The 15,523-nt window shown below is 67.7% G+C and carries 16 protein-coding genes; 5 read left to right on the top strand and 11 right to left on the bottom strand.

Annotated elements, in window-relative coordinates; translation table 11 throughout:
• Window positions 1-48: 48 nt before the first annotated feature.
• The 4 genes from G6048_RS10675 to G6048_RS10660 all read right to left on the bottom strand — a co-directional run bounded on the left by G6048_RS10675 (window position 49) and on the right by G6048_RS10660 (window position 2,562).
• Window positions 49-930 carry a GNAT family N-acetyltransferase gene (locus G6048_RS10675; RefSeq protein WP_165339241.1) on the bottom strand — a complete coding sequence of 294 codons (882 nt, stop codon included), beginning with the start codon at window positions 928-930 and terminating at the stop codon, window positions 49-51.
• A gap of 119 nt (window positions 931-1,049) precedes the next feature.
• Window positions 1,050-1,313, bottom strand: a complete 264-nt coding sequence (locus G6048_RS10670) for a GlsB/YeaQ/YmgE family stress response membrane protein (protein ID WP_165339240.1) — start codon at window positions 1,311-1,313, stop codon at window positions 1,050-1,052.
• Between the two features lie 71 nt (window positions 1,314-1,384).
• A complete protein-coding gene (locus tag G6048_RS10665) occupies window positions 1,385-1,951 on the bottom strand; it encodes a GNAT family N-acetyltransferase (protein WP_165339239.1) in 567 nt (188 codons plus the stop codon).
• Window positions 1,952-2,121: 170 nt separating this feature from the next.
• On the bottom strand, window positions 2,122-2,562 hold the full coding sequence (locus tag G6048_RS10660) for an SPW repeat protein (protein WP_165339238.1): 441 nt from the start codon (window positions 2,560-2,562) through the stop codon (window positions 2,122-2,124).
• Between the two features lie 302 nt (window positions 2,563-2,864).
• Between G6048_RS10660 and G6048_RS10655 the strand changes: the two genes are divergently transcribed.
• A complete protein-coding gene (locus G6048_RS10655; protein WP_165339237.1) occupies window positions 2,865-3,218 on the top strand; it encodes a YciI family protein in 354 nt (117 codons plus the stop codon).
• Entirely contained in the window at window positions 3,215-4,402 is a 1,188-nt protein-coding gene (locus G6048_RS10650; protein WP_165339236.1) for an RNA polymerase sigma factor, read from the top strand. The genes G6048_RS10655 and G6048_RS10650 overlap by 4 nt, the downstream gene beginning before the upstream one ends.
• On the opposite strand, the gene urtE is transcribed toward G6048_RS10650, so the two are convergent.
• The 6 genes from urtE to G6048_RS10620 form a co-directional block, all read right to left on the bottom strand.
• A complete protein-coding gene (gene urtE, locus G6048_RS10645) occupies window positions 4,392-5,084 on the bottom strand; it encodes an urea ABC transporter ATP-binding subunit UrtE (protein ID WP_165339235.1) in 693 nt (230 codons plus the stop codon). The genes G6048_RS10650 and urtE overlap by 11 nt on opposite strands.
• Entirely contained in the window at window positions 5,084-5,872 is a 789-nt protein-coding gene (gene urtD / locus G6048_RS10640; protein WP_165339234.1) for an urea ABC transporter ATP-binding protein UrtD, read from the bottom strand. The genes urtE and urtD overlap by 1 nt, the downstream gene beginning before the upstream one ends.
• Window positions 5,869-6,996 carry an urea ABC transporter permease subunit UrtC gene (gene urtC / locus G6048_RS10635; RefSeq protein ID WP_235989589.1) on the bottom strand — a complete coding sequence of 376 codons (1,128 nt, stop codon included), beginning with the start codon at window positions 6,994-6,996 and terminating at the stop codon, window positions 5,869-5,871. Before urtC ends, urtD begins: the two co-directional genes overlap by 4 nt.
• Window positions 6,993-7,889: an urea ABC transporter permease subunit UrtB gene (gene urtB / locus G6048_RS10630; protein WP_165339233.1), complete on the bottom strand. Its 897-nt coding sequence runs from the start codon at window positions 7,887-7,889 to the stop codon at window positions 6,993-6,995. Before urtB ends, urtC begins: the two co-directional genes overlap by 4 nt.
• A gap of 98 nt (window positions 7,890-7,987) precedes the next feature.
• Window positions 7,988-9,211, bottom strand: coding sequence for an urea ABC transporter substrate-binding protein (urtA, locus tag G6048_RS10625; protein ID WP_165339271.1), 1,224 nt, complete (start codon window positions 9,209-9,211; stop codon window positions 7,988-7,990).
• Between the two features lie 381 nt (window positions 9,212-9,592).
• The gene (locus G6048_RS10620) at window positions 9,593-10,615 is read right to left on the bottom strand and encodes a TerC family protein (RefSeq protein WP_165339232.1); all 1,023 of its coding nucleotides are present in this window, start codon (window positions 10,613-10,615) and stop codon (window positions 9,593-9,595) included.
• Window positions 10,616-11,025: 410 nt separating this feature from the next.
• On the opposite strand from G6048_RS10620, the gene G6048_RS10615 reads away from it, so the two are divergent.
• Together G6048_RS10615 and G6048_RS10610 are read left to right on the top strand one after the other, a co-directional pair.
• Window positions 11,026-12,498: a glycoside hydrolase gene (locus tag G6048_RS10615; protein ID WP_165339231.1), complete on the top strand. Its 1,473-nt coding sequence runs from the start codon at window positions 11,026-11,028 to the stop codon at window positions 12,496-12,498.
• 347 nt (window positions 12,499-12,845) lie between these two features.
• The gene (locus G6048_RS10610; RefSeq protein WP_165339230.1) at window positions 12,846-13,196 is read left to right on the top strand and encodes a VOC family protein; all 351 of its coding nucleotides are present in this window, start codon (window positions 12,846-12,848) and stop codon (window positions 13,194-13,196) included.
• A gap of 22 nt (window positions 13,197-13,218) precedes the next feature.
• Here the strand turns inward: G6048_RS10610 and G6048_RS10605 are convergent, their stop codons facing one another.
• Window positions 13,219-14,085 (bottom strand): aldo/keto reductase, encoded by an 867-nt coding sequence (locus G6048_RS10605; protein ID WP_165339229.1) that lies wholly within the window; start codon window positions 14,083-14,085, stop codon window positions 13,219-13,221.
• Between the two features lie 862 nt (window positions 14,086-14,947).
• On the opposite strand from G6048_RS10605, the gene G6048_RS10600 reads away from it, so the two are divergent.
• Window positions 14,948-15,448: a GNAT family N-acetyltransferase gene (locus tag G6048_RS10600; protein ID WP_165339228.1), complete on the top strand. Its 501-nt coding sequence runs from the start codon at window positions 14,948-14,950 to the stop codon at window positions 15,446-15,448.
• Window positions 15,449-15,523 lie beyond the last annotated feature (75 nt).

Genomic DNA, 15,523 nt, shown 5'->3' with positions numbered 1-15,523 from the left:
AGGCCGGTGAGGGCCGTGAGGCGGTGAGAGCCGTGACACGTCGCCGTCTCACAGATCGAGTTGGCACTCCACGGCCTTGCGCGTCGGCACATAGCCGAGGGAGTCGTTGACGCGGCGCATGGGCGTGTTGCTGTCCACCGTGTCGGTGAGCAGGGCGCCGAGCTCCGGGTGGCGTCGGCGGGCCAGGCGGATCGAGTGGGCCTTCATCCACCGGGCGAGGCCGTGTACCCGGTGCTCGGGGAGTACGGCGGTTCCGTAGTGCTGAGCGTCGCCCCGTCCGTCGCCGGGCACGACCAGCTCGGTGAAACCGACCACCGCACCGTCCCTCGTGTCCACCACGGCGACGGTGTGCAGCAGATCGCCGCGCTTGGCGATCGCCTCGGCCGCCGACACCACGCGTTCCACGTCCCACACCACCGTGCCGTAGTCGGTTCCCTCCATCGGCATGTCGTCCATGGCCCGCCGCGACTCGGCGTACGTGCGCGCCAGTTCGGGCGGCACGGTTCCCTCCCACTCGGTCAACCGGTAGCCGTCATGCGCCTGTTCGGTGATCGCGTCGATCCGGGTGAGGTCGGCGTCGGCCAGCGGCAGCCGGGCGTACGTCAGCGTCAGCACCCGGCGGAAGCCGCGCGCCGCCAGGAACAGATCGCCCGCCGAGCCCTCCTCGGCCTGCGCGAGGACCGACCGGCGCCCCTCTTGCCGTGCCGTCGCGACGGCAGCGTCCAGCAGCGCGGTCCCCACGCCCCGGCGCCGTTCGGCCCGGTGTACGGCGACTTCGAGCTCCGCGAGATGCCGCTGCCCCTCCTTCACGAAGAGCCGCAGAAAGGCGGACCCGACCGGCATCCCCTCGTCGTCGGCCGCGAGCCAGGCCCGCCGCCGGCTGGACGGGGTGGGTTCGGGGTCGGTGAGCGCGGTGATGCGAGGCGGCACGTGGTCTCCGTCACGGTGGGCTACGGGTGGTGAAGTCCATCAATCCCGCAGGAGCCAACCGTGACGGGGACCGGCGTGCAACAGGTTTTGCGCTGGTTCTGTGCGGCAGACCGTTGGTGTCAGCGGCGTGCCTTGGACCGGTCCAGGGCCGCGACGCCCACCGCCGCGAGGCCGATCTGGATCAGCCACTCGACCCAGTCCACCCCTTCGGTCTCCGCCACGTCGAACGCCGAGGCGATGCCCGATCCGACGAGCGCGGCCGCGATACCGACCAGAATGGTCCACAGAACGCCGATGCGCTGACGGCCCGGAACGACGAGCCGGCCCAGCACACCAATGATGATGCCGATCACGATGGCACTGATGATGCCCGAGATCTCCATCTCAGCCCCTTTTCGTCATACTCCCTACTGCCATGAGTGCCCCGTGACGGTGAGTGCACTCCCGGCTCCGTCTACGAGCCACCCGTATGGTTCGTGCGCGCCCAGGTCTGCAGAGGGACCTCTCGTCCCCTCGACATGCGCAGCACCGGGTCGGTGTCGACGAGGGCGAAGCCGGTGGCCTGCGCGACCGCCCTGCTTGCCGTGTTGCCCTCCTCGATGCACAGGACCAGGCGCCGGGCGCCGGTGTGGCGCAGGGCGTAGTCCGATACGAGGCGTACGGCTTTGGAGGCCAGGCCCCGACCGCGGTGGGCGGCGCCGACGCCGTAGGCGAGTTCGACGTCCCGTTCGTCTTTCTGGTTGCGGAACAGCAGGACCTCACCGCGCGGAACGACACCGTCCGTGGTGATCGCGAGCTGCACCTTGCGCCCCTGAGCACGCGCCGCGAACGCCTCGGCGAGATACGTATGAGCCGCCGCGATGTCGAACGGCGAGGCCACGGGCGTCCAGCGGGCCATCTCCGGGTCGTCGTACAGCTCGACCAGAGCGAGCACATCGTCCTCCGACCACTCGCGAAGCCGGATCCCTTCCCCTTCGAGGCGAAGTTGTGGCGGCAGGGCAAGCGACGGTCGGATGTCCATGCGTGGATCATGCCGCACGCCGCGTGGGCGGCCAAGGGCGAAAGTCGGTGACCCGGCGTCGCCTGAGACGCGGGCCTGTACGGAGGCTTCACACGGAGACCGGCCCGCGACGTGTACGTGCGGGCCGGCCGATTTCCCTCCTCCGTGCAGACGCCCTCCAGCGCCTGCTCCTACGCCTTCGGTGTGCTCTTCGCCGATGCGGCCGCGCACACGAACCCCAGCACGACGGCGAGACCGCCGATGATGATGTTGCTGACTATGACGCCCGCGTCGGGGCTCTCGCCCACGATCCATGGCGAGATGATCAGCCACACACCTATGGCGGACATCGCCCAGCTCAGGCCGTACATCCGCTCCGGAGCTCTGGTGAATCCGAGTGCCAGCAGGCCTATCGCGATGCCCATGATGAGGTTGTGCGTCACGAGTGCGGGCTGGCTTGTAGTGAAGTGGAGAATCCACGGGGATGCGGCACAGTACAGACCGAGCAGGAACACCGGTCCGTCCACGAGCGCCACATCGCGACCACCAAGCATGCGGGCATATCGATCCCGCATTTCGCCTACGTCTGGGTGAGTGGTGATGTCACCTCGGGTGCGTGAGACGTCGGCCATGACTCGTCTCCTTTGCTCTCTGCAGGCCCGACCGCTCTGGTGCGGTATGCGGTAAGAGCCGCCTACGTTCATTCTGCGCTTATTTGTTCTTTATGTGTAGTGGTCGGCGGGGCCGGAGGGGAGGAAGCAACAGTGGCTGACATTCTGGCGCGGATACCCGCGGACCGGACCCTGCTCGGCTTCAAGCGGATGCGCTGAACGCCAACGAGAAATTCTCGCGGCCGGGCGGCGCGGGGTGTCGAATCGGGGGTGTGTCGTTCGTGTAGGAGGTGGAAGGACACCACGACGCCAAGGAGGCCGTGATGAAGTACTACCTGCTCAGCGTGATGCAACCGGTCGGGGGCACGCCCGCCCCCGAGGTCCTCGAGGAGATCGGCAAGAACCTCGACGTCTTCCACCAGGAGCTGCGGGAGGCAGATGCCTGGGTGTTCGCCGGGGGACTGCACGGCTCGGAGTCCTCCACTGTGCTGCGGCCTCGCGATGGTGACGTCCTGATCACCGACGGCCCGTATGCCGAGGGCAAGGAGATGCTCGGCGGGATCTGCCTCATCAAGGCGCCCGACCTGGACGCGGCCCTGGAGTGGGGACGCAAGGCGGCCCTGGCGACGACCCTGCCGATCGAGGTGCGGCCCTTCATGGGCGAAGCCGACGGATGACCACGGACATCGAGGCCGTGTTCCGCGCGGAGTACGGCCGCGCCGTCGCCGTCCTCGTCCGCTTCCTCGGCGACATCGACCTCGCCGAGGAAGCGGTCCAGGACGCCTTCACCACGGCCGTGCTGCGCTGGCCGGAGACCGGTGTGCCGCCCAGCCCGGCCGGATGGATCATCACGACCGCCCGCAACCGGGCGATCGACCGGCTGCGCCGTGAGTCCTCCCGGGAGGCCAGGCATGCCGAGGCCACCCTGCTGCACGCCCCGGACGCACCGCCCGAGGAGGGCCCCGTGCGCGACGACCGGCTCCGCCTCGTCTTCACCTGCTGCCACCCCGCCCTCGCTCTCCAGGCCCGGGTCGCCCTGACTCTGCGGCTGCTCGGCGGGCTGACCACGGCCCAGATCGCGCGCGCCTTCCTTGTGCCCGAGCCGACGATGGCACAGAGACTCGTCCGGGCCAAGGCGAAGATCCGCAACGCCGGAATCCCGTACCGGGTGCCGCGCGACGCCGACCTACCGGACCGGCTCACCGGAGTGCTGGCCGTCGTCTACCTGATCTTCAACCAGGGGTACGAGGGTGCGGAGGAGTTGTGCGCCGAGGCTCTGCGTCTCGGCCGCCTCCTCGCCGAGCTCATGCCGGACGAGCCCGAGGCCACCGGCCTGCTCGCGCTGATGCTCCTGATCGAGTCGCGCCGGGACGTCCGGCGGGACGACGACGGCGTGCTGGTGCCCCTGCTGGATCAGGACCGTGCCCGCTGGGACCGTGACCTGATCGCCGAGGGGCAGGAACTCGTCCGCCGCTGCCTGCGCCGGAACCAACCGGGCCCATACCAGATCCAGGCCGCCATCCAGGCCGTCCACAGTGAGGCTCCGACCGGAGACGCCACGGACTGGAATCAGATCCGGCGCCTCTACGACCAGCTCCTGGCTCTGGCCCCGAGCCCGGTCGTGGCCCTGAACCGGGCCGTCGCCGTGGCCGAGACCGAGGGCCCGCGGCAGGCGCTCGGCCTCGTGGATGCCCTCGACCTCGACGACTACCGCGTCCTCCACGCCGTCCGCGCCGACCTGCTGCGCCGCCTGGGCCGCGACACGGAGGCCGTACGGGAGTACGAGGCGGCCATCGCGCTCACCGAGAGCGCGGCGGAACGTGCGTTCCTCGACCGTCGCCGGAGGGAACTCACACGCTGAGCGCCTCCCGCACCGCCGCCACCGACTCCTTCCCGCCCGCACCGGACGAGGTGACCCGCCCGGCCTCCAGGACGAAGTACCGCTGCGCCGCCCGCATCGCGAAGCCCACGTGCTGCTCGACCAGGAGCACCGAGAGCCCGCCGCGGGCGGCCAGCGCGAGGATCGTCTCCTCGATCTCGGCCACGACCGACGGCTGGATGCCCTCGGTCGGCTCGTCCAGGAGCAGCAACCGTGGCTCGGTCACCAGCGCGCGGGCAATGGCGAGCTGCTGCCGCTGACCGCCCGAGAGCAACCCGGCCCGCCGGTTCGACAGCGCCCGCAGCGCCGGGAACAGGTCCAGCGCCTCCGCGATCGCCGCCTTTCCGCGCTTGCGCCCGTCCGCCACCAGCTGAAGGTTCTCGGCGGTCGTGAGATGCGGGAAAGCCTGCTGACCCTGCGGTACGTACGCCATGCCGCGCGCCACACGCTCATGCGGTTTGCGGCGCGTGACGTCCTCGCCGTCGAAGCGAACAGTGCCGCTCGACGGGGTGAGCAGCCCGACGGCCGCCCGCAGCAGGGTGCTCTTGCCGGCGCCGTTGTGCCCGAGCACGGCGGCCACGCCGTCCTTCGGGACCTCGACGGACACCCCGTGCAGGACGGTGCTGCGGTGGTAGCCGACACGGACGTCGTCGATCTCCAGCATCACGCCTCCTGTACGGCAGCAGGGGCCGCCGCGGTGTCGAGTACGTCCCCGGCGGCGGCGTGCCCGAGGTACACCTCCTGCACCCTGCGATCCGCCTGCACCTCGGCCACCGTTCCCTCGCTCAGCACCTTGCCCGCGTGCAGCACGCTGACGCTGCGCGCGAAGGACCGCATGAAGTCCATGTCGTGCTCGATGACGACCACGGTCCGCTCCTCGCTGATCCGCTCCAACAGCTCGCCGGTGGCCTGCCGTTCGTCATGGCTCATCCCCGCGACCGGCTCGTCGAGCAGCAGCAGCCGTACGTCCTGCACGAGCAGCATGCCGATCTCCAGCCACTGTTTCTGCCCGTGCGCGAGGGTCCCGGCCGGACTGTCGGCCAGCTCCGCGAGCCCCACCGTCTCCAAGGCCCGCGCGACGGACTCCGGAACGTCCTTGCGGCGCCGCAGCATCGTCAGCATCCCGCGTCCTGCGCCCGCCGCGATGTCCAGGTTCTGAAGGACGGTCAACTCCTCGAAGACCGTGGCCGTCTGGAACGTACGGCCGATGCCCGACCGGGCGATCTTGTGGACGCTGCGCCCGAGCAACTCCTCGTCCCCGAAGAGCACCGAACCCTCCGCCTTCACCAGACCGGTGACCGCGTCGACGAGCGTCGTCTTGCCCGCCCCGTTCGGCCCGATGAGGAAGCGCAGATCGCCCGGCTGTACGTCCAGGTCCACGCCGTCGACGGCCTTGAACCCGTCGAATGACACCCGCAGTTGCCGTATCCGAAGACCCGAGAGCTCACTCATGCTGCTTCTCCCACAGGAAGGGCGGGTGACGGTTCCTCACTCGCACGTGCCGCCCTGCGCCGCCGTACCATCCCCACCAGCGAGGCCAGACCGCCCGGCAGGAACGCCAGGGCCACGATGAACAGCAGCCCCTGGAAGTACGTCCAGGCCGCCGGGAACTCCTCCGACAGCGCCGTCTTGGCCCAGGCGACCCCGATCGCGCCCAGGACCGCGCCGACCAGACTCGCCCGGCCGCCGACCGCCGCGCCGATGACGAACTCGATGGACGGCACGATCCCGATCATCGCGGGCGAGATGATGCCGACGGCCGGGACGAACAGTGCGCCCGCCAGTCCCGCCATGCCCGCTGCCACGACGTATGCGACGAGCTTCACGTTCGCCGGGTCGTACCCGAGGAAGCGCACCCGTTCCTCCGAGTCCCGTACGGCGACGAGGAGTTCGCCGTACCGGCTGTGGATCAGCTGCCGGGCGAGCGCCATCAGGAGCAGCAGGGCGGCGGCGATGACGAAGTAGACCATCCGCTGGTTGACGGGGTCGTTGAGGTCGTAGCCGAAGAAGCCCTGGATGTCGGTGAGTCCGTTGGTGCCGCCGGTGGTGGCCTGCTGGCCGATGAGCCAGATCGCGAAGGCCGCGGTGAGCGCCTGGCTGAGGATCGCGAAGTACGCGCCCTTGACCCGGCGGCGGAAGATGAACGAACCGAGCAGCGCGGCGACCAGCATCGGCAGCAGTACGGTCGCGGCGAGCGCGAAGAGCGGGTTGGCGAACGGCTGCCACCACCAAGGGAGTTCGGTGGCCGTGCCGTACAACTGCATGAAGTCGGGGAGGTTGCCGGGCCCGGCGTCGGCGATCTTCAGGTGCATCGCCATGGCGTAGCCGCCGAGCCCGAAGAAGACACCCTGTCCGAGCGTGAGCAGCCCGCCGCGCCCCCATGCCAGGCAGATGCCGACCGCGACCATCGCGGTGCACAGGTACTTGGCGAGCAGCCCGAGCCGGAAGTCGGAGAGGGCCAGTGGCGCCAACCCGAAGAGGGCCACGGCGGCCGCGGCGAAACCTGCGCGCGCCCGCGCGGAGTGTCCCTTGACCAGGGGGATACGAGTGAGAAGAGGCATACGAGAGTCGGTCATACGAGGCTCCTCGTACGCAGGGTGTACAGCCCTTGGGGCCGCCACTGGAGGAAGGCGACGATGCCCACGAGGACGAGCACCTTCGCGACGCTGACGGTGGTGGAGTACTCGAGGACGGACTGCAGGACGCCCAGCACAAAGGCGACGATCACGGTGCCCTTGAGCTGCCCGATGCCGCCGACCACGATCACCAGGAACGCGTCGATGATGATGTTGGTGCCCATCGTGGGACCGATCGGACCGACCAGCGTCAGCGCGACGCCCGCGACTCCGGCCAGTCCGGAACCGATGAAGAAGGCCGTCCGGTCCACGCGTTCGGTGGAGATCCCGGACACCTCGGCCAGGTCGCGGTTCTGTACAACACCGCGGATCCGGCGGCCCAGCGAGGTCATCCGCAGCGTCAGCGACAGCGCGACGACCGCCGCGATCGCCAACCCCAGAATGAACAGACGGCTGTTGGCGACCGTGAGCGGATCGTCGCCGCCGATGAGCGTGATGTTCCCGGTGAGCAGGTCGGGCGCACGGGTCTGCACGTTCGGCGCGCCGAAGATGTCCCGGGCGAGCTGCTGGAGCATCAGCGAGACGCCCCAGGTGACGAGCAGCGTGTCGAGCGGACGCAGATACAGGCGGCGGATCAGCAGCCACTCCAGCAGCGCGCCGAGCGCTCCCGCGACCAGGAAGGCGACGGGCAGCGCGATGAGCAGCGACAGACCGGCGCTGGTGATGGACTTCTGGAGGACGTACGTGGTGTAGGCGCCGGCCATGATGAACTCGCCGTGGGCCATGTTGATGACGTTCATCTGGCCGAAGGTGAGCGAGAGACCGAGCGCGATGAGCAGCAGGACGGCACCGATGCTGATGCCGGTGAAGGTCTGACCGAGGATCACGGTCATACGGCGGCTCCGGGAGACGGCGGCGGGGCACGGGGCACCCGCTTCGAAGTCTTCAACTCCTCGAAGCGGGGCCCCGCGTGGCGGACAGACAGGGATCGTCAGGAGAGGCCGGAGGCCCAGTCGTAGCCCTTCAGATACGGATCCGGCTTGATCGCCTTGCCGGAGTCCCACACCTGCTCGATCAGCCCGTCCGTGCCGATCTTGCCGATCCGGGCGGTCTTGTAGATGTGCTGGGACGCCCCGTCGACGGTGACCTTGCCCTCAGGGGCGTCGAAGGTGATGCCGTCCGAGGCCGCCTTGACCTTCTCCGGGTCGAAGGAACCGGCCTTCTCCACCATCGCCTTCCACAGATAGACCGAGGTGTACGCCGCCTCCATCGGGTCGCTGGTCGGCTTGCCCTGGCCGTACTTGGCCTTGTACGCCTTCACGAACTCGGTGTTCGCCGCGCCCGCGGTCGTCTGGTAGTAGTTCCAGGCCGTCAACTGGCCCGCCAGATACTGCGATCCGATCGACTTGACCTCTTCCTCGGCGATCGACACCGAGACCACCGGCATACTGGTGGCGGTCAGGCCCGCCGACTTGTACTCCTTGAAGAAGGCCACATTTGAATCGCCGTTGAGGGTGTTGAAGACCGCGTCGGCCTTCGACGCCTTCACCTTGTTGGCGATCGTGCTGAACTCCGTGGAGCCCAGCGGCGCGTAGTCCTCGCCGAGCACCTTCATGCCGTTGGCCTTCGCATAAGCCTTGATGATCTTGTTGGCGGTGCGCGGGAAGACATAGTCGCTACCGACGAGGTAAATCGACTTCTTACCCTGGTTCTTGAGGTAGTCCAGCGCCGGCACGATCTGCTGGTTGGTGGTGGCCCCCGTATAGAAGATGTACGGGGACTCCTCAAGTCCCTCGTACTGAACGGGATAGAACAGCAGGGACTTGTTCTTCTCGAATACGGGCTTCACGGCTTTGCGGCTCGCGGAGGTCCAGCAGCCGAAGGTGGCCACGACCCGGTCCTCGCGGATGAGCTTGCTCGCCTTTTCCGCGAAGGTGGGCCAGTCGGAGGCGCCGTCCTCGCTGATCGGCTGGATCTTCTTGCCGAGTACACCACCCTTGGCGTTGATCTCGTCGATCGCCAGCTTCAGCGAATCGCGTACGGTCACCTCGCTGATCGCCATCGTGCCGGACAGCGAGTTGAGCAGGCCGACCTTGACGGTGTCACCGCTGGTGTCCGCCTTGGCCGCCTTGTCGGACGAGCCGCCCGCGTCGGTCTTGGCGCCGCACGCGGACAGCGCGACGGCAGCCGCGAGTGCGGCGGCGCCCGCCACCATCCGACGTCGGAAAATACTGGAACCGCTGGACAAATGGACCTCCTCGTCCCATGAAGGACAAGCTCGTGAAGTGCGGTCCACAGCTTCAAGTCGACTCGTTTCCGAGGTGTTTCACTCGACGGTCCCGTTTGTATCTTCCGGCTCTCAGGGGGAACAAAAAATGCCCGGAGGCGGAATTCGTTCCACGAATTCACGGTTCGCCCAAGGAATTCCCATGACACCGGCACCGCGTTGCTGACCGAGTCGTCGCATCCTTCAGGCCCGCTACGCCTTCGAGTACGAGAAGCACGACGGCGAGTGGCTGAGCGTCAACTCACCACTCCTCGGTGTCGCAAGGCTCAAAGGAAGCGACTTCCGGCGCGCGGCCGGGGGCGTACCGGATCAGGCCGTGTGGTCCGGCTGACCCGAGGTCTCGGAGCCGTCCGCCTTCCGCCCCGCCACTTTCGCGGCTTCCTCCTCGAGTGCCTGCTTCTTCGAGGCGCGCAGGCTGGTCACCGTCGTCACGGCGAGGACCAGGACGATGAAACCGAGCGAGAACGGGATGGAGATCTCGGGCACGTGCACGCCGGACTCGTGCAGGGCGTGCAGCACCAGCTTGACGCCGATGAAGCCGAGGATGATCGACAGGCCGTAGCTGAGGTGCACCAGCCTCTTGAGCAGGCCGCCGATGAGGAAGTACAGCTGACGCAGGCCCATCAGCGCGAAGGCGTTGGCGGTGAAGACGATGTACGGATCCTCGGTCAGACCGTAGATCGCGGGGATCGAGTCCAGCGCGAACAGTACGTCCGTGGAGCCGATCGCCAGCATGACGACCATCATCGGAGTCATCACGCGCTTGCCGTTCTCCACGATGAACAGCTTGGTGCCGTGGTAGCGGTCGGCGACGCCGAAGCGCTTCTCGACGGCCTTGAGCAGCTTGTTCTCCTCGTACTCCTCCTCGTGCTGGTCGTGGCGGGCGTCCTGGACGAGCTTCCAGGCGGTCCAGATCAGGAAGGCGCCGAAGATGTAGAAGACCCAGGAGAACGTCGAGATGATCGCCGCGCCGGCCGCGATGAAGATCGTACGCAGCACCAGCGCCACCAGTACACCGACCATCAGCACCCGCTGCTGGTACTTGGCCGGTACCGAGAACTTCGCCATGATCAGCACGAAGACGAAGAGGTTGTCGACGCTCAGCGACTTCTCCGTGATGAATCCCGCGAAGAACTCACCGGCCGGCTGACCACCGCCGAACACCGCCACAGCGAGCCCGAAGGCCACGGCGAGGGCTATCCACACCGCCGACCAGATGCCGGCCTCCTTGATCGACACCTCGTGCGGCTTGCGCCCGATGAAGAAGTCCACGGCGATCAGCGCACACAGGGCTGCGACGGTCAGCAACCAGACATTGAGAGTGACATTCACGGTTCGTTCCTCCGGAGAATTACTCGTGAGAATCATTCTCATCAGGAGGGCGTTCTGGCAACGCCCGCTCATCCTTCGGAACGGGTGGCGCATTGCTGTGACCTGGGGCTCCTTGACCTCATTGTCCTGTTCGTCAGGCGCCGAGCCTGGCCGCGATGACCGGTGAGCGCCTGTCGGCGATCGCGCGGTGACCTGGTCATGGGGATGGACCGAGTCCGTGAGGTCGCCCGAGCCCAGCCAACCCGTCGTATCGACGAAGGAGCCCCGGGAGTCACCGCCGTCGACAGCCCCCTTCGCGGCCGCCTCGGTCTGCGGATGGAAAGCGCTGTCATAACTCTCGACAAGCCCTATGGCCGCACCTCATCCTTCAGCAGACGCGTGGCATGAACGCGACAGGAGAGGGGCTCTCCATGATCAGACGCAGGTCACTGCTGGCTGCGGCGGGCGGTACGTTCCTCGGTGGTGCCCTGGCGACGGGCACCGCACGGGCCGACGCGACCATCGCGGTCAACCCCGGTACGACCTACGGGCGTTGGGACGGCTGGGGCACCTCCCTGGCCTGGTGGGCGAACGTGTTCGGGGCGCGCGACGACTTCGCCGACGCCTTCTTCACCACCAAGTCCGTTGCCTACAACGGCCGTACGCTGCCGGGTCTGGGCCTGAACATCGCCCGCTACAACCTCGGCGCGTGCAGCTGGAACAGCGTGGAGGGCGACAGCATGGTGGCCTCGCCCAACATCCCCCGCTTCAAGCAGATCGAGGGCTTCTGGCAGGACTGGAACAACGAGGACCCGGCGTCCTCCGCCTGGAAGTGGTCCGCGGACGCCGCCCAGCGCGCCGCGCTCGTCAAGGCGACCAGCCGCGGCGCGGTCAGCGAACTCTTCGCCAACTCCCCGATGTGGTGGATGTGCCTCAACCACAACCCTTCGGGCGCCGCTGGCGGCGGCAACAACCTCCAGTCCTGGAACTACCGCCAGCACGCCTCCCACCTGGCCGCCACCGCCCTGTACGCGAAGAACAACTGGGGCGTGAACTTCGCGAGCGTCGACCCGTTCAACGAGCCCTCGTCCGACTGGTGGACGGCCACCGGACGGCAGGAGGGCTGTCACATGGACGCCACGGTCCAGTCGGCCGTCCTCCCGCACCTGCGCAGCGAACTCGACAAGCGCGGACTGACCGGTACGCGGATCTCCGCCTCTGACGAGACCAGCTACGACCTGGCGCGTACGACATGGAACTCGTTCAGCGCGTCGACCAAGGCGCTGGTGGGCCGCGTCAACGTGCACGGCTACCAGGGCTCCGGCGGCCGACGCGACCTCCTCTACACCGACGTTGTCACTACGGCACGCAAGCAGCTGTGGAACTCCGAGTACGGCGACAGTGACGGTACCGGCCTCACCATGGCGAGCAACCTGTGCCTGGACTTCCGCTGGCTGCACCCCACGGCCTGGTGCTACTGGCAAGTCATGGATCCGACCGTCGGCTGGGCGATGATCCATTACAACGAGAGCACGCTCCAGGCCGGCGCCGTCCAGACCAAGTACTACGTGATGGCCCAGTTCAGCCGCCACATCCGCCCCGGCATGACGATCCTCGACACAGGCGTCGGCTACGCGGTGGCCGCCCTCGACACGGCGGCCCGACGCCTGGTCATCGTGGCCGTCAACACCGGCGCGGCCCAGACACTCACGTTCGACCTCTCCCGCTTCGGCACGGTGACCGGCGGCACGGGCGGCCTGGTCCGCCGCTGGAACACGGTCACCGCAGGGGGCGGCGACCTCTACACAGAGCGCGCGGACACGTACCTCAGCGGCAAGCTGCTGCGGGTGCCGTTCGGGGCGGGCGCGGTGCAGACGCTTCAGGTGGAGGGTGTGGCGGTGTGAGGTGCTGCCGGCGCAGGGCACAGAAAAGACCTACGAGACGGGCTCCCTGCGCCGGCATTGTCCGGATCAGGTTCTAGGGGTCGCCGTCCAGTCCACCTGCTCGACTTTTCAGCCTCTCAGCCCGACAGTCGCAGTCGGCCCGAGCGGAAGCCGAAGCTTTCCGCCGAAGTCGGCTACTCCGGTCGAACTCCCTCGCTCGTCCCGTAGGCACTTTTAGTTTAGCGCGGCCCATAGCATACGTAACCCCCCAAATCAAGATTTTTTCGGGCACTCTGTCGCAGTCGGGCTACCTCCTCGCCTGTGCCCCTTCAGAGGCGCAGGGCTCTGTAGCCGCCTAGCATGACCGGATGTCACTCGACCTTTTCGCCGGAATGTACGTCCGCGATTACGAGGCTGCGAAGGACTGGTACTCGCGGCTTCTGGGGGAGCCGACCTACATCGCATCCGAGACGGAAGCCGTGTGGGAGCTGGCCGACAACCGGTTTGTGGCCATCGAGCAGAATGCCGAGCGCGCTGGTCACGGCATTCAGACGATCTTCGTCGATGACTTCGACGACCGTGTCGCGCAGATCGCCGAGCGCGGGATCGAGCCCGTGAAGCGGGAGACCTACTCCAACGGCGTGCGAAAGGCGCTGTACCGCGACCCCGACGGCAACGAGATCGGCTTCGGAGGAGCCCCTTCCCAGCCACGGCCCTAGTCGCGGCTTGGCTGCCTTGGGCCTACGCCGTTGCCCGCTCGGCCAGCTGGTCGAGGCGGTCGCGTTGGGACGAGGTCAGCTGGAGTTGTTCCGCCGCGAGGTTCTCCTCGAGGTGGTCGATCTTGGCTGTGCCGGGGATCGGCAGCATGACCGGAGAGTGGCCGAGCAGCCACGCGAGCGTCACTTGCGTGGGGCTGGCGTCGAGCTCGGTCGCAACGGCGGCGATCTCGGCCCTCTCGCCCGACGAACCCCACGCGACGGGCCGCCACGGCAGGAACGCGATCCCCGCCGCCTCGCAGGCCGCGAGCACCGGCTCGTGCTCGCGGTCGAGCACGTTGTAGCGGTTCTGCACGCTCGCGACCTCGATGATCTCCCGCGCCTGTTCGAGTTCGGCGACGGTGATCTCGGACAGTCCGATGCGGCCGATCTTGCCCTCGGCCTGGAGTTCCCGCAGCGTGCCGAGCTGGTCGGCCAGAGGTGTCTCCGGGTCGATTCGGTGCAGCTGGAGCAGTTCGAGCCGCTCGACGCGCAGCCGGCGCAGGGCCTCGTCGACCTGAGCGCGCAGTACGGAGGGCCTCCCGTCGAGCCCCCACTCACCCGTCTCGGCCGAACGCGCGACGCCGACCTTGGTGGTGATGAGCAGGCCCTCCGGGTACGGGTGCAGGGCCTCGGCGAGGAGCTCTTCGTTGGCACCTCCGCCGTACAGATGCGCCGTGTCGATCAGTGTGACGCCCAGCTCCACGGACCGCCGGGCGACCGCGATGGACGCTTCACGATCCGGGGCGGGCTCGGTCGGTAAGTGCATGGCCCCGAACCCGAGCCGTCGTACGTCCAGATCCCCGCCGATGCGAAACGTGGTCGCTGTCAACTGCTGTCTCCGCCTACTCATTTAAGGGGCAACGCCAAGTCTTACGCTCATGACCTGGCGCCTCACCCGCAAGGCCCCCGCACCAACAGCTGGGCGAAGAAACCCCGGTCTGCCGGTTCACCGGCCGCTCCGGTCAGCCCGTGATCATTCACCCGCGGGCATGGCCCGGGCTGCGGCGCCGCCGTCGGCGGATCGCACCGCGCGAACGGGCCGAGCCACCGGGCAACTTCACGACAGCAGCTCGCGCAAGCCGACACCTGACTATTCGTCGACCTGAGCCCGCAGACCAGCGCGCTTTGCATTCCGGCGTCGCCGAAGTCGGTCACTAAGCTCACCCAAGACGATCATGATTGCAGAAGCCGCTGCACACCCTACGAGGCTTAGGGACTGATCCGTAACCTTGCTGAGCAGCCAAAAGCCGACGGTGACAACCGCCCACCACGCCATCCACGCGCCGATCGCGAACCAATGGACTCTCTTCACAGCGTCACGATAGGTCGACGTCACCCTCTCTCGGGATCAGAAACAGGCACTGATCGTGATCAGGGCACGCTTTCGTACGGCACGGAACGAGGCCGTCCACCGCGACGCCAACTCCGGCGCCCTCACCACGAGTCAGCGGTAGGCACTTGCCGGTCTCCCGTGTCGGAGGCGAGCCGTGCGAAGTGTTCGGCCTGCGCGAACTCGCCTGCCACGCCTGCTGCTTCCAGGTGTTTGGCGCAGACGCGGTGCCCATCCCAGGGCCTCGTCGTAGGCCCGCTGGGGGCGGGCTACTCTGGCGTTCTTTCGTTTGCGGGGGTTGGGGGTCTGCGTGAGCCGTGCGCGTGTTGCCGGTGATCTCCGTTGCCCCTGGCTTGGGGAGTGGCGTCGATAGAGTGTCGCCATGCCGTATACGCCGATGCCGCTCCAACTCAACACCGCTCGGCTGACGTTGCGTCCGTGGTCTGAGTCCGACGTCGACGCCCATCGCGTGCTGGTCGCCGAACGGGGTGGTGGCATGCCGTCGATCGAGGACAACCGGCGGATGATCGAGGATCAGCGCGCTGCGTCGGCACTGACAGGGATTGCTCTGCTGCCCGTCATCCGCCGCGATGTGGGTGACTTCATCGGGTATTGCGGGCTCACTGTCGGTCGGGCTTCCGTTGACGAGCCGGAGATCGCCTACGAGCTGTACCGGCGCGTGCACGGACAGGGCTATGCCACCGAGGCGGCGTCCGCGGTGCTCGACGCGGCGATCGCGACTGGGCGGAAACGGCTCTGGTCGACGGTGCGTCCCTGGAACGCGCCATCGTTTCGCGTCCTCGAAAAGCTTGGATTCCAGCGCGACCACGTCTCGACCGAAGACAGTGGCGAACTGGTGTGGCTCACCCGTTCCCTGCCGTAGGAGACGCGCTGCGGCCAGTCCGAAGTGGTTCCGCCACATCGGAGGTACCACCGCCGAGCCGGTTCTCGATGGTCG

Origin of the sequence: Streptomyces ureilyticus (genome assembly GCF_011045025.1) — a bacterium.
Lineage (GTDB): Bacteria > Actinomycetota > Actinomycetes > Streptomycetales > Streptomycetaceae > Streptomyces > Streptomyces ureilyticus.
This window is presented reverse-complemented; position numbering and strand designations above follow the sequence as displayed.